This is a genomic window from Muribaculum gordoncarteri (assembly GCF_004803695.1).
GTDB classification, from domain to species: Bacteria; Bacteroidota; Bacteroidia; order Bacteroidales; family Muribaculaceae; genus Muribaculum; species Muribaculum gordoncarteri.
On record NZ_CP039393.1, the window covers coordinates 2,727,241 to 2,740,795 of the forward strand.

The following is a 13,555-nucleotide window of genomic DNA, read 5'->3' on the forward strand; positions in this document are numbered from 1 at the left end:
TACCCGTGGAAAGGCCCGCACCCACAAACCACAACCCCTTGCGGTTCTAGTGGTCGGAAGAGGTTTGTAACGATAGTATTTTGATTTTTAGATTATTGACCTCTGATTTCATTGATTTTACTTGAGCCTCAAGTCTTTTTATCGTTTCTGTCTGATATCTAATCAATTCTGTCATGATGGCCTGTTTGGCTATGCGTGGCCCCATATTATGGGCAATGGAATATATTTTAACCAGCAGGGCGACAATCAGGGTCATATACAGCATTACCTGTATTCCGTGTACATTTGTTGATATAAAATGTGAAAAGCTCAGATCCTGTTTGAGAAATTTAAAGAATACCTCAATATCCCAGCGCCTTCGGTAATATTGGACAATTTCGATGGCATCTTTCTCAAAGTTATTGGTAATCAAGACCATCTCGTCATCATAGTGTCGGGCGTGGCGTCTGGTGTTTCGTGGAGATTCCGGACGCGGTGTCTTGAATCTAACCCGTATAATCCTGTAAAGGCATGAGGTATCCCATTTGTCGGATTGTTTGGCTCTGAGATAACCCTTGTCATCCGCGGTCACTACCACTTCATTGTCTGCCAGCACAGAGTCTTCGGGCAACATCGTTTCTACGGGTTGTGTGCAGCGGTTTAGGTTGAGCCTCCCGACGAAGAAGGCCCGGTTCTGTTTTGTCAGTTTCGCGATACATTTGAAATCATCCACATCCTTCAAGCCTCTGTCAAAGACATATCCATTCGACATCCCCGCCCTTTTACGCAGACATTGTGCCACAGTCTTGCTTATCGGGGCATTGTCGGCAGAATATGTCCTTTCTGTAAAGACATTGGCCGCCACAACGTTGAGTCCGTTATAAGCCATGGTGTACTTGAGTTGTCTCCGGTCTGAAGATGTATTTTTTGTCATGCCGGTAGAGAAACCCTCCACAAGTTTGTTTGAGGTCTCGGCGACCATGGTGCTGTCAACGCGTATTATTTGCATGTCATCCAGTACAGCATCGGGTACATACTTAAGATATTTGGAGCATATCAGTGCATATGCCTCTTTGAAAAAATCTATATTTATCCTGGTCAGCCGCTCGCTGAAAGATGAATGAACCACCACTGTGCGCTTGCTGTCAGAGGTGCCATTTGTGTCCGTCATCAGCGGGATGCCATTTTTTATCGATATAATCCTTTGACTGACCTGAGATGAAGACAGCATTGCAAATATGCAGTCGTCCATCATGTCTACTCCACGTAATTTTTTTGCTTTGTAATCGACCTTTGTTTTGGCCGCTATCTCTGAGATTTTATCGTATGGGAGGTTTTTTATCACCCCGATGGCTGTTACATTATCTTTTGGGTGCTGTGTAGTCATATCTGTTTTTTTGATATAACAACCAGGCTCGACTTTTTGCTGTGTCTTCCGACCACTAGAACCCTTGCGGGTTGCACAACACCACCCACACCCCCCCCATACCCATCGCTTCGCGACATTATGGGGTGAAATCCGCCCTTTCCCGATATTATATTTGCAGAAAAAAATTTTTAATCCGTAAAACTATGAAAGACTCCTGTCTAACCATTCCGGCCAAGCTCTCAGCCTTCGCCGACCCCGACAACTCCGTGATTAACCTCCGCGAAAACAACGGAATCCTCAATCCCGTAGGCATGCCCTCGACCGTGGTCGATCTCCCCGGGTCGTTGCTCACCTCATTCAGCCACGACGACGGCACCGAAACCCTCTTTATCGTTGATAGACTTGCACTTTCGGCTGTCCGTGGAGGCCGTGTGACCAAAATTGCCACACTACCTTCGGCGCCTGGTTGTGCCGTTGTCGACGGCCCAATGTTGATTGTCATGACCGATGAAGGCCCTTGGAGAGCCTGTTACGACATGATTTCGGAGCAGTGGCGCGAATTGGGATTGAATCCCGATTTCCCTGCCGTAGGGATTGAAATAGCCAATGAACGTGAATTCCGTGAAACCTCCGGATTTCTCGATTTTGACGACGAATACTCGCCGGCCGGCATGACTATGCAGCCCGGCGACAGTCGCATGCTCAACCGTCTGCTTATGGAGTCCTACGACCGTTTGAGCAATTCGGCTCTCTCGCAGGACTACTACGTGCATCCCGTCCTTGCTGCCTATCGTATAATCGGCGACGATGGCGCCGTGTTGTATCGTTCCACCCCGGTTCTCGTTTCGCCACGAGGCTTTGAAATCGTGAAGCCGCTTAACGCAAGGCTCTACACAAGCGGCGGCAACATGTCGATGAGCAGTGGAGTTGACATTTCGCTCACCGGTTTCCGGCTTGCATTGCGTTCGCCCGCCGTTGTTGATTCGCCGTGGGCCGACAAGGCTGTTGCTCTCGAACTGCTCGTCACTCCACCGCTCGACCCTGTGCGCCGCTCCGAGTCGGCCCGTGTTTCACTTGGCTCTCCCGATGGCTCGATTCGTCCCTTTTCTGTCAGGATGCCTCTTGTCGGCGAATATCCCTCGATGGTTCAGCGTGCTTTTGAACGCTTTGACCTGATTGCCAAGGTAGCCGCCCGCTATACCAATCCCTTCAAGGGCGGAATAGCCCCCGAAGGCGGCACTCTTGTTCCTCTCCCTTGGTCCTACAAATACAATGTGCCCTACGATGGCCGCTCGGTGCAGATTGCTCTTGCCGTAAAGTCCATTCCCGAAACTCCTCCCTTTGAGCTCTCGCTTCCTCACACATTTACGGCCGCTTCCGCCGCACTTGTAGGCGACATGGCGGTATGGGGCGACATAACCCCCGTTCACGCCTTGCCCTCGGGAGCCGACCAGCTTGCCGCATCGACCACGGGCGGTGTGGGATGGAATGCGGTGACTCGTGTCACGATAACCTCACGCGACGGTCGCAAGGAGATTATTTCGCGCTCCTCGGGTGGCGATGACAATGCACCCGCTTCGCTATGGCCTGTGGTGGCCTATCCCCACCCCGATGCAACGAAGATGGAGGTGCGCATCACCCGCACCGACGGCATCGTGTTTACACGCACTTTCATGCTTGCTCCCGGTCCTGACGGCACGGTGGCCTGTTCATCGGCTGTCGACTGCACCCCCGTTGCGGTTGAGGACAACTCCACGGCTCACGAAGTTATATCGCCTCTGATGGAGCGTGTCAGCTCGCGCCGTCCCGGATTGATTGTTGCCGCTTCGGCCTCCTCTCCGCTTGCTCCGCTCTCGCAGCTTCCCGTGTCGCAGGGCGCCGTTACGGCCCTTACCGCCGCCTCAGGGTCGTCGAGTGCATGGGACTTCGCTCGCCGTCATCTCTACGCATTCACCTCGTCGGGAATATATGCCGTGGCGGTGAACTCCTCTATGTCGCTCGCCTCGGCCCACATCATCGACAGCCGGTGTGTGATGTCGCGCGACTGCGTGGCCTTTTCACCCGATGGTGTATATGCCGTGGCCTCAGGCGACCTGCTGAAAGTCACCGGTTCGAGGGCTCAAACCGTTGTGCGCTCTTGCGGCGGCGATGCTGTGGCCTGGAGCGTGTCGCGCGGCGAGTTGTGGCATGTTGCGGCCGACGGCACCGTCAGGGTCATGAATCCACGTTCGTTGTGGTATGTGCGCAAGGGCGTCGTTCCGCAGTCGATGCTTTCGTCGGGCAGCCGCCTTTACATCACCACCGGCACAGCATTGCTCGATGCCTCGGTCGAGAGTGTCGGCGAGGTCGATGTGGCGTTGCATTCGCGTGTCGAGCTGCCTGAGCCGTATGCCCTGCGCCACTGTTCACGGCTGTCGTGTGTCATGTCGGCCGGTCGTGGCAAGTTGACCATGAACCTGTCGGGCGACAATGGCTCGGGACATCCCCACAACCTTTTGTCGGTCGATTTTGAGGCCCCTGTGTGGAATGTCGTCACTCGCCGCATTCTCGGGCCGGCGCGCCGTTTCCTCACTGTGAGCTTGGCGGGCACCGTTGACTCCGGGGCCTTGATTGCTCGGTTTTTAGTTGACTTCGGCGATGGAAGGCGTAAATATTGACGAAATCCTGCGCGAGAACGTGCGTCGCAACCGCAGTCGCGTTGTCGATTACGACCCGATTAGAGGTATCGGTTGCCTCGGCGTGCGCCGTGAGGTTGACAGCCCCGACTCTCATTTGCCGGAACTGGTGCCTGAGGCCATGCTCGACGACCGTTGCTACATTGCCGCGTCGGGCGATGCCGTGGGATGGGTGAAACTGCGCTCGATCTACGACTTCGAGTACTGGGCGGCCAAGTGCGTCAAGATTAAGGACAAGCTCACGGGGCGCGATGTGCCATTCGTGCTTAATCGTCCGCAGCGTCGAGTGCTTGGCGTGCTCGAGAAGCAGCGCCTTGCCGGCCGACCGTTGAGGCTGATTATGCTAAAGGCGCGTCAGTGGGGCGGCTCCACGCTTGTGCAGATGTATATGGCATGGATTCAGTGTACGCAGTGTCGCAACTGGCACTCGCTCATCTGCGCCCATGTCAAGGACACTGCCGCATCCATCAGGGGCATGTACACCAAGATGCTTGCCTGCTATCCGCAGGAGTATTGGGCCGAAGAGTCGCCTCCGCAGTTCCGTCCCTACGAGCGGTCGATCAACACCCGTGTCATCTCGGGGCGTGATTGCCGTGTCACCGTTGGATCGAGCGAGGGGCAGGAGGCTGTGCGCGGTTCCGACTATGCAATGGCTCATCTCAGCGAGGTGGCTTTCTGGCCCGATACCGCCATGCGCTCGCCCGAAGGGTTCATCCGTGCCGTGTGCGGAGGCATAGCGCGTGCTCCGCTCACCCTCATCGTGCTTGAAAGCACCGCCAACGGCGTGGGCAACTATTTCCATGCCGAGTGGCTGCGCTCGGTGCGCGGCGAGAGCGACAAGGCCGCCGTGTTTGTACCGTGGACCGAAATCGACATCTACGCCGACGAGGTGCGCGATGCCGCTGCGCTATGGGAGGCGATGGACGACTATGAGCGCAAGCTGTGGGACGACGGCTGCACGCTGGAGCAGATTCAGTGGTATCACGACAAGCGCCGTGAGTATCCGTCGCGCGAGCTGATGGCCGCCGAGTATCCTTTAGACGATGTGGAGGCATTTGCCAACACCGGCTACGGTGTATTTGGCATCGACCTTGTGAGCCGTCTGCGCGAGCGATGCCTGCCGCCCGTGGCTGTGGGCGATGTGACAGCTCTCTCGCTCAAGGGATTCGGTGCGCTGGAGGGTGTGCGCTTTGTCGCCGACTCGCGCGGGCCGCTCAAGGTGTGGCATTTTCCTGACAACGGGATGTCGCGTTGGAACAACCGCTATGTCGTGGCGGTTGACATCGGAGGCCGCTCGGCTGCAAGCGACTTCTCGGTCATCGCCGTGATCGACCGCATGGGTGCGTCGGGCAAGCCGGAGATTGCCGCACAGTGGCGCGGACACATCGACCACGACCTGCTCACATGGCGTGCCGCGTCAATAGCGCAGTGGTATGACTCGGCTCTGTTGGTAATCGAGAGCAACACTCTTGAAACCGAAAACACCGACGGCGAGCACTCACTCTACATGTTGTCGGAGCTGAATCATGTCTACCCCAATCTCTACCGTCGACCGCTGCTCGACAGCGTGCGAGGCGGCGAGGAGCTTCGCGTGGGATTTCACACCAACCGCTCGACCAAGAGCATCGTCATAAATCATCTCATAGGCGTGGTGCGCGACGATGCCTATGTGGAGCGCGATGTCGATGCGTGTGACGAACTGGCCGTCTATGAGTGCCGGCAGTCGGGCCGATTCGCGGCAAAGCCCGGCCACCATGACGACATTCTCATGACTCGTGCCATAGGGCTTTATGTGGCGTCGGGGATGCCCGAGCCGGTGCTGCGCCGTCGCAGTCCGTTTTCCCGCCGTTATGTCAAGATTGTGTGACGACATGCTCCCTACATTGCAATTTGTTGCTCTGTCGCCCGTTATGCTGCTACTTTTTTCACAATGATGCTTGAAATCGGTGTAATTTATAATGTCACAGGCCTTTATGGCACATTTTTCCGCATAATGTGCCATAGGTTAAGGTTTTGTTAAAATTTGCTAAGCAATGGAATAAATTCTTATATTTGCTGACGCATTTTCAACTAAATCATACATATATGGCAAAAGTTCAAGGGGCGGTGGTAATAAACGAGGAGCGTTGCAAAGGCTGCAACCTGTGCGTCATGGCCTGTCCTGCCGATGTTTTGGCTCTCCAGTCAAAGGAAGTAAACAACCGTGGTTATCATTTTGCCTACATGGCCAATGAGCAAGCCTGTATAGGATGCTCGAGCTGTGCAGTTGTCTGTCCCGACGGGTGCATCGAGGTGTACCGTGTGGTTATAAAATAAATGATCAATCGTGGTATCGCATAAATTATGAAAGAAGATATAAAATTGATGAAAGGCAATGAGGCTATAGCCCATGCCGCAATTAGATACGGAGCCGACGGTTACTTCGGCTATCCCATTACGCCGCAGAGCGAAATCCTTGAAACCCTCGAGGAGCTGATGCCCTGGGAGTCAACCGGCATGGTTGTGCTTCAGGCCGAGAGCGAAATCGCGGCCATCAACATGGTGTATGGCGGTGCCGCCTGTGGCAAGGCTGTTTTCACCTCATCCTCTTCGCCCGGCGTAAGCCTGAAGCAGGAGGGTATAAGCTATATAGCCGCCGGCGAGCTGCCCGCTCTCATCATCAACGTGATGCGCGGAGGCCCCGGACTCGGCACCATACAGCCCTCGCAAGCCGACTATTTCCAGGCTACCAAGGGCGGCGGTCACGGCGACTACAAGCTCATAACTCTTGCTCCCTCATCGGTGCAGGAGATGGCCGATTTCGTGGGACTCGGATTTGACCTGGCGTTCAAGTACAGGACTCCCTCAATCATTCTTGCCGACGGAATCGTGGGACAGATGATGGAGAAGGTGGTGCTGCCTACCCAGCGCAAGCGTCGCACCGACGCCGAGATTGCCGAGCAGTGTCCCTGGGCGGTGACCGGCAAGCCGTCGACCCGCTCGCGCAACGTGATGACAACCCTCGAGCTCGACCCGGCCGTGATGGAGGAGATCAACAACCGCCTGCAGGCCAAGTACCGCATTATCGAGGAGAACGAGGTGCGCTTCCAGAGCTACGACACCGACGATGCCGATTACCTGATTGTGGCTTTCGGCTCAATCGCCCGCATCTGTCAGAAGTGTGTCGAGGAGGCCCGTGCACAAGGGGTGAAGATAGGACTGCTTCGCCCGATAACGCTGTGGCCGTTCCCCACCGAGGAGATCAAGCGCCTCGCTTCGCATGTCAAGGGAATCCTCGTGGTGGAGATAAACGCCGGCCAGATGATAGAGGATGTGCGCCTCGCATGCCACGACTCGGTGCCCGTGTACCACTACGGCCGTCTTGGCGGCATCGTTCCCAATCCGCAGGAGGTTGTCGACGCGTTCTTCAACTATTTCCCCGAGGCCAATAAACAATAGTCAATAATGCTGTTACCGACTAAACGACAATGGATATCAAAGATATAATCAAACCTGAGAACAAGGTCTACACCAAGCCTCGCCTGCTCAACGACAACCACATGCACTACTGCCCCGGATGCAGCCACGGCGTTGTGCACAAGCTGATTGCCGAGATTGTGGATGAGATGGGCCTTGAGGACAAGACGATAGGAATCGCACCGGTGGGATGCGCCGTGTTTGCTTACAATTATGTCGACATCGACTGGATCGAGGCCGCCCACGGTCGTGCTCCGGCAATTGCGACTGCCGTTAAGCGACTGTCGCCCGACCGCATGGTGTTCACCTATCAGGGCGACGGCGACCTTGCCGCAATAGGAACCTGCGAGTCGATTCACGCTGCCAACCGTGGCGAGAACATCACCATCATATTCATCAACAACGGCATATACGGCATGACGGGCGGCCAGATGGCGCCCACCACGCTTGAAGGCATGAAGACATCTACCACCCCCTACGGCCGCCGTGTTGACCTTAACGGCTATCCGCTGAAGATAGGCCCCATATTCGCCATGCTGGAGGGTACGTGCTATGTCACCCGTCAGTCGGTGCACACCCCGGCCAATGTGCGCAAGACCAAGGCCGCGCTTAAGCAGGCGTTCCGCAACTCGATGGAGGGCCTCGGCACCTCGGTGGTGGAGATCGTGAGCACATGCAGCTCGGGATGGAAGATGACTCCTCACGAAGCCAATGTGTGGATGGAAGAAAACATGTTTGCCCACTATCCGCTGGGCGACCTTAAAAACACAGTGAAGAAATGAAGGAAGAGATAATCATAGCCGGATTTGGCGGACAGGGTGTGCTGTCGATGGGCAAAATACTTGCCTACGCCGCTTTAATGAACGACCTTGAGGTGAGCTGGATGCCGGCCTACGGCCCGGAACAGCGCGGAGGTACGGCCAATGTGACCGTGATACTCAGCGACACTCCCATAAGCTCGCCCGTGCTCGACAGCTACGACATAGCCGTGGTGCTTAACCAGCAGAGCCTCGACAAGTTTGAGCCTAAGGTGAAGCCCGGCGGACTGCTGATATATGACTCCTACGGCATACACCGCGCTCCCCAACGCGGCGACATCACCGTACACGAGATAAAGGCGATGGACGCGACATTTGACATGGGCAACAGCAAGGCCTACAACATGGTTGTGCTTGGCGCACTTCTCGGCATACGCGACCTTGTGCCTCTCGACGCCGTGATGCGCGGATTGAAGAAGACTCTTCCCGAGCGTCATCATCACCTGCTGCCGATGAATGAGGAGGCGATACAGCTTGGCATGACACTTGTCAACGAAAAATAAACCCGAAAAGGATGAAATGGATACCTTCACCAAGGTCAAACCTTACATAAATGCAAAGCAGCGGATTCCGGCCCCCCCGAAGTCCGCTGCTTTTGCATAAGAGAGCTGCTCAGGGGAGCAGACGCTGTAACAGGGTTGTGCCATCGGGAGAATATGGAATTATAGCGGCGGCAATCATAATCAATGCCATGACGACTACGACGATAAGCGTTCCGTAGCGCACGGCTGCGGGCGGACGCGTGCCGATGATGTGACGCACCTTGTCGGAGCGCAGCTCTATGCGGTCGTGAGTGTCAGCAGGTTGTCGGCCATGATTGTTTTCCATCTCAGTTTCCAAGTTCAAGTTGGTTTTTAACAAGGTTATAGTAGTGTCCGCGGGCCGCTATCAGCGAGTCGTGGTTGCCCGACTCTACAATTCGCCCTGCATCGAGCACGATTATGTTGTCGGCGTCACGCACCGTCGACAGTCGATGGGCCACTACCACCACCGTGCGACCACGGTAGAACCGTGACAGGTTGCTCACGATTTCCCGCTCGTTGCGAGCGTCGAGCGAGTTGGTGGCCTCGTCGAGAAATATGTAGTCGGGGTTGCGGTACACGGCACGGGCAATGAGTATGCGCTGTTTCTGTCCCTGGCTCAGGCCCACCCCGTCGCGTCCTATCTTGGTGTTGTATCTCAGCGGCAGCGACATGATGTAGTCATGGATGCATGCCGTTCGGGCGGCCTCCTCGAGCCGGGCCTCGTCGATATCGCCGTCGCTCACCGCTATGTTGCGCGCTATCGATTCCGAAAATATGACACCCTCCTGCATCACCACTCCGCACCGCCTGCGCCACCATGTCATGCTGTAGCGGTTGATGTCGGCACCGGCTATGTCTATGCTCCCGCAATTGACCGGGTAATAGCCGAGCATCAGTTTAATCAGCGTGGTCTTTCCGCTGCCCGACGCCCCAACTATGGCCGTCACTTGCCCCTGAGGCACCGTAAAGGTTATGTTGTCGAGGGTGTTCTTCAGCGCATGGAGGTCATACCTGAAGTCGATGCCGTTCAACGTTATCGAACGATTCATGTCGTCGGCATAGCGGGTTAGGAGCTCTCCGTCGTCCTCCTCGTTGCGTCGGCCGTGTATCTCGTTGATGCGTTCAAGCGATATCTTCACATCCTGAAGCGAGTAGATGAAGCTCATGATTTGTGCCACGGGCGAGTTGAGCTGTCCGATGACATATTGCACGGCGAGCATGGCTCCGAGAGTCATGTCACCGTTGATTACGGCAGTAGCGGCAAACACCGTTATGACGATGTTCTTGACCTCGTTGATGAATATCGAACCGGCTTCCTGGGTCTGCTGAAGGCTCAGCGAGCGCATCTGCACCTCAAAGAGGTCGGCCTGCGCATCCTCCCACTCCCAGCGTCGTCGACGCTCACAGTCCTGCAGCTTTATCTCCTGCATGGTGGTGATGAACTGGTAGGTGCGGTTCTGGTTCACGGCCTGACACTCAAACAGTTCATAGTCGATCACCTTGCGTCGACGCAGGAATGCCGATATCCACAGGGCATAACAGAGGCTGCCGATGACAAACACCATGAAAATCAATTGACTGTAGACAAACAGCACGACTCCAAACACAATGAAGCTCAGCATCGTAAACATTACGCCGAGAGTCTGCCCGGTAAGAAACGACTGCACGCGCGAGTGGTCGCTCATGCGTTGCAGCAGATCGCCCATAAGCTTTGTGTCGAAGAACGACATAGGCAGCTTGAGCAGCTTGATGAAAAAGTCGCTCACAAGCGAGATGTTGATGCGCATCGAGATGTGGAGCAGGAGCCAGCGGCGTATAAAGTCGGTGGCGGTGCGTCCGGTCACTATCATGAGTTCGCCGAGCAGGATGAGCCATATAAGGCCTATGTCGGCATCGTGGATGCCACGGTCGACAATGGCCTGTGTGAGAAACGGCATGGCAAGCTGCAGCACGCATCCGAGCAGAAGCCCGAGGAATATCTGGGCGAAGTAACCCCGATACTGCTTTATGTAGCCGACGAGAAACCTGAACGAGCGACGCTCACCCGCCTGTTCCGATTCAGCGTCCGATTGCCCGAAGCGGGGTCCGGGCTGAAGTAGCAGGGCTATGCCCCGGTCCTCGTCGCCGCTTCGTGTGCTTGCCCATCGCCGCATGAACTCATCACGGCTGTAGGTTAGCAGCCCCTTGCCAGGGTCGGCTATGTGATAACGGCCCCGGCGGTCGATGCGGTAGAGCACCACGAAGTGGTTTTGGTTCCAATGCAAGATGGCCGGCAGTGGCGACTGTGACAGCTCACCCGGAGAGAGGCGCACCGAAGCGGTTTCAAATCCGAGTTCCGAAGCCGCTTGCGACATACCGCGCAGCGACACTCCTTCGGTAGTGGCGTGGCATAGCTCTTCAATCTGCGACAACGTACAGGCCCATCCGTAGTGGCGGCATACCATGGTGAGGCATGCCACGCCACATTGCATCGAGTCGCGCTGTTTTATCCAGGGAAACCGCCTGAATCGCCGTCCGATTGATTGAAAGTCCATCGCCGTATATCTAATTGGTGACTAAAGGTTTATCAGTAGGTTATGTTGACGCCGGAGTCGATACCATAGCAAAGCTTGTTTAGAATACATGCCTATGTATCATTTCTTTAAGCAAGGGCGGGATTAATCCTGCTTGGCGGTGTTGGAGTCGATCAGGCCTGAGTCATTGTCGCTGTTGTTGAGCGACTTCTTGGCTTGCTTTCGTGCCTTTCCCTTTGAGAAGAAGTATGTCAGGTTTATGGCGACAAGATTCTTCATCCCCTTCCAGCATGTCGATTCCGTGGCCGAGAAGCCTATGCCGCGGTAACGCACGTAGTCGTTCTGAGAGGCATACCGCCACTCCACGCCGGCCGATAACGCCCCCTTTTTCCATGACACCGAAGCGTAGTACTGCCAGCCGCTGCGGGTGACCATGTCGCCGCTAAATGACTTGTCGGGCGAGTTGACGGATGCGATGAACTGCAAGCGGCGATAGGACATCGCCACCATGCCTCCTATGCGGTGATAGTTGTGCCGTATGGTTGAGCTTGGCGTTGAGTATCCGTCGTGGAAGTACTGGTAATAGCTCTGCAGCATCATCCAGTTGCATGGCGAGTAGTTGACTATCATCGTGCCGTTGAGCTCGTTGCGTGCATTTATCCTCATCGGCATCATGACGATGTTGTCGCCATCCGACAGCAGGCACGGCACGTTGGGATGATGGGAGTAGAGGTACTCGATTGACGGAGAGAGCGACAACCACCCGTCGGATGTAGAGTACTGGGGCTTAAATGTCAGCGAGAATGTCCTGTAGGGCTTCAGGGCGGGATTTCCCGTAGCGATGAAGCGTGAGTCGATGTTGACCCGGTTTTCGGCAAGGTCGCCGGTAGTGGGTCGCGTTCCCTTAAGCTTGGCGATGAGGCGTGTAGAGAATGTGCGCGTAAACCGATAGAAGAGTGTGAGCGACGAATAGGGTATCACGTTGACGAAGCTCTGGCCCGATACGGGGTGCTGTGCAACCGCATTGGCACCGAGCGACGCGTAGTAACTCAGTCGCTTATAGCGTCCGGTGTAGGCGATGTAGGCGTAGTGCTGGCGCATGTTGAGATAGGATTCGGGGCCGCCGTTGTAGGACTGGCGCAGCTCCTTGTAGTTGAAGTAGGCGCCTGTGTTGAGCTCGCCTTTCCACAGCGGCGTGGTGTAGTCGGCCTGTGCTATTATCGAATAGTAGCGGTTGTCGATGTTGTTGAGTATATCGTAGTCCATCGACGAGTATTGCTCCGGCATCTTGAGCCACAGCCGGTTGTGGGATTCCGATGAGGAGAATGTGTTTACCACATTCACCGCAAGGGAGCGTTTGCCGGCAAAGTCATGCCTGAAGTAGAGGTCGGCGCTCCAGCGGTCGTCGTCGCTGCGCAGGTCATGGTCCCTGAGTCCTGACAAGTCGCGTGCATTGTCGGTGTAAAGAGTCGACTGCTTGTTCCTTATGTGTCCCGGACGGTTGCCGTAGCGCACATTGGCGTTGAACAGGTTGGCTCCCTGGTAGCGCTGATATATGAGCTGTCCGTATTGGTAATGTCCCGAATATTGTCCGTCGCGGCTTCGGTAGGATGACAGTGCCGACCGGTAGTCGTAGTCGGCATTGGTGCTTCGGTCGACATTGCGGTAGTCGATGAAGTAGTTGGCCGTGAGCATATTGAGCGAGTCGGCATAGGTAAGGCTTGCCTGATCGGTGCCGTAACCGGTGGTCACTGCGTTAAGGGCGTTTATGTAGGCGCTGTAGAGGCGGTCCTTGCGGCGGCGTATCGTCACGTCGATAACCGGGCCTGAGGCCATCATCTGGTATTTGGCCGGCGGCTCATGGTAGTAGGTCACCTTCTTTATGTCGTTACCCTGATAGGTGCGCAGTGTGGCTGCGTCGGACGGCATGCCGTTGATGAATATCGCCACGCTCCTCATGTCGGCCGTTTGCAGTGAAGTAGCGCTTATGGCGGTCGAGAACTGGGGCAGGCTTGAGATTGCATCAAGTGCGTTGGTGCCGAATTCGCGTTGTTTTTTCGTAAGGATTATCTCGTCGCGGTTGCCTACCGACTGCACAAACTCAGCCTGTACGGTCACCTCCTTCAGCGATATTGTGGTGTCGTTTTTCTCGCGATTGTCGCTTAGGGCGTAGTCGGGAACCGAGATGAAGAGCAGGCACAGCAGGGCTTTTATAATCATG

General features: G+C 55.5%; 10 protein-coding genes. 6 read left to right on the top strand and 4 right to left on the bottom strand.

All coding sequences use genetic code 11. The features are described 5' to 3' along the window. Window positions 1-46: 46 nt before the first annotated feature. A complete protein-coding gene (locus E7746_RS11945; RefSeq protein WP_136410946.1) occupies window positions 47-1,366 on the bottom strand; it encodes a transposase in 1,320 nt (439 codons plus the stop codon). Window positions 1,367-1,551: 185 nt separating this feature from the next. On the opposite strand from E7746_RS11945, the gene E7746_RS11950 reads away from it, so the two are divergent. The 6 genes from E7746_RS11950 (at window position 1,552) to E7746_RS11975 (ending at window position 8,800) form a co-directional block, all read left to right on the top strand. After that, window positions 1,552-4,005: a hypothetical protein gene (locus E7746_RS11950; protein ID WP_136410947.1), complete on the top strand. Its 2,454-nt coding sequence runs from the start codon at window positions 1,552-1,554 to the stop codon at window positions 4,003-4,005. Then, window positions 3,986-5,890: a hypothetical protein gene (locus E7746_RS11955; RefSeq protein WP_136410948.1), complete on the top strand. Its 1,905-nt coding sequence runs from the start codon at window positions 3,986-3,988 to the stop codon at window positions 5,888-5,890. Before E7746_RS11950 ends, E7746_RS11955 begins: the two co-directional genes overlap by 20 nt. A 218-nt stretch (window positions 5,891-6,108) precedes the next feature. After that, window positions 6,109-6,339, top strand: a complete 231-nt coding sequence (locus E7746_RS11960; protein WP_136410949.1) for a 4Fe-4S dicluster domain-containing protein — start codon at window positions 6,109-6,111, stop codon at window positions 6,337-6,339. Between the two features lie 27 nt (window positions 6,340-6,366). Continuing rightward, complete coding sequence (locus E7746_RS11965; protein ID WP_136410950.1) at window positions 6,367-7,461, top strand: 3-methyl-2-oxobutanoate dehydrogenase subunit VorB; 1,095 nt, start codon at window positions 6,367-6,369, stop codon at window positions 7,459-7,461. Between the two features lie 29 nt (window positions 7,462-7,490). Then, a complete protein-coding gene (locus tag E7746_RS11970; RefSeq protein ID WP_135946611.1) occupies window positions 7,491-8,261 on the top strand; it encodes a thiamine pyrophosphate-dependent enzyme in 771 nt (256 codons plus the stop codon). Beyond that, window positions 8,258-8,800: a 2-oxoacid:acceptor oxidoreductase family protein gene (locus tag E7746_RS11975; protein WP_136410951.1), complete on the top strand. Its 543-nt coding sequence runs from the start codon at window positions 8,258-8,260 to the stop codon at window positions 8,798-8,800. The genes E7746_RS11970 and E7746_RS11975 overlap by 4 nt, the downstream gene beginning before the upstream one ends. A gap of 109 nt (window positions 8,801-8,909) precedes the next feature. Here E7746_RS11975 and E7746_RS11980 read toward each other — a convergent pair whose 3' ends face one another. The 3 genes from E7746_RS11980 to E7746_RS11990 all read right to left on the bottom strand — a co-directional run bounded on the left by E7746_RS11980 (window position 8,910) and on the right by E7746_RS11990 (window position 13,554). After that, the gene (locus E7746_RS11980) at window positions 8,910-9,125 is read right to left on the bottom strand and encodes a hypothetical protein (protein WP_136410952.1); all 216 of its coding nucleotides are present in this window, start codon (window positions 9,123-9,125) and stop codon (window positions 8,910-8,912) included. A gap of 1 nt (window position 9,126) precedes the next feature. Next, on the bottom strand, window positions 9,127-11,355 hold the full coding sequence (locus E7746_RS11985; RefSeq protein WP_136410953.1) for a peptidase domain-containing ABC transporter: 2,229 nt from the start codon (window positions 11,353-11,355) through the stop codon (window positions 9,127-9,129). A 123-nt stretch (window positions 11,356-11,478) separates the two neighbouring features. After that, window positions 11,479-13,554 carry a TonB-dependent receptor gene (locus tag E7746_RS11990; protein ID WP_238337184.1) on the bottom strand — a complete coding sequence of 692 codons (2,076 nt, stop codon included), beginning with the start codon at window positions 13,552-13,554 and terminating at the stop codon, window positions 11,479-11,481. Window position 13,555 lies beyond the last annotated feature (1 nt).

Bases quoted from the DNA above. Each gene is read 5' to 3' on its own strand.
- E7746_RS11945 (WP_136410946.1), bottom strand. From the start codon at position 1,366: ATGACTACACAGCACCCAAAAGATAATGTAACAGCCATCGGGGTGATA.
- E7746_RS11950 (WP_136410947.1), top strand. From the start codon at position 1,552: ATGAAAGACTCCTGTCTAACCATTCCGGCCAAGCTCTCAGCCTTCGCC.
- E7746_RS11955 (WP_136410948.1), top strand. From the start codon at position 3,986: ATGGAAGGCGTAAATATTGACGAAATCCTGCGCGAGAACGTGCGTCGC.
- E7746_RS11960 (WP_136410949.1), top strand. From the start codon at position 6,109: ATGGCAAAAGTTCAAGGGGCGGTGGTAATAAACGAGGAGCGTTGCAAA.
- E7746_RS11965 (WP_136410950.1), top strand. From the start codon at position 6,367: ATGAAAGAAGATATAAAATTGATGAAAGGCAATGAGGCTATAGCCCAT.
- E7746_RS11970 (WP_135946611.1), top strand. From the start codon at position 7,491: ATGGATATCAAAGATATAATCAAACCTGAGAACAAGGTCTACACCAAG.
- E7746_RS11975 (WP_136410951.1), top strand. From the start codon at position 8,258: ATGAAGGAAGAGATAATCATAGCCGGATTTGGCGGACAGGGTGTGCTG.
- E7746_RS11980 (WP_136410952.1), bottom strand. From the start codon at position 9,125: ATGGAAAACAATCATGGCCGACAACCTGCTGACACTCACGACCGCATA.
- E7746_RS11985 (WP_136410953.1), bottom strand. From the start codon at position 11,355: ATGGACTTTCAATCAATCGGACGGCGATTCAGGCGGTTTCCCTGGATA.
- E7746_RS11990 (WP_238337184.1), bottom strand. From the start codon at position 13,554: ATGATTATAAAAGCCCTGCTGTGCCTGCTCTTCATCTCGGTTCCCGAC.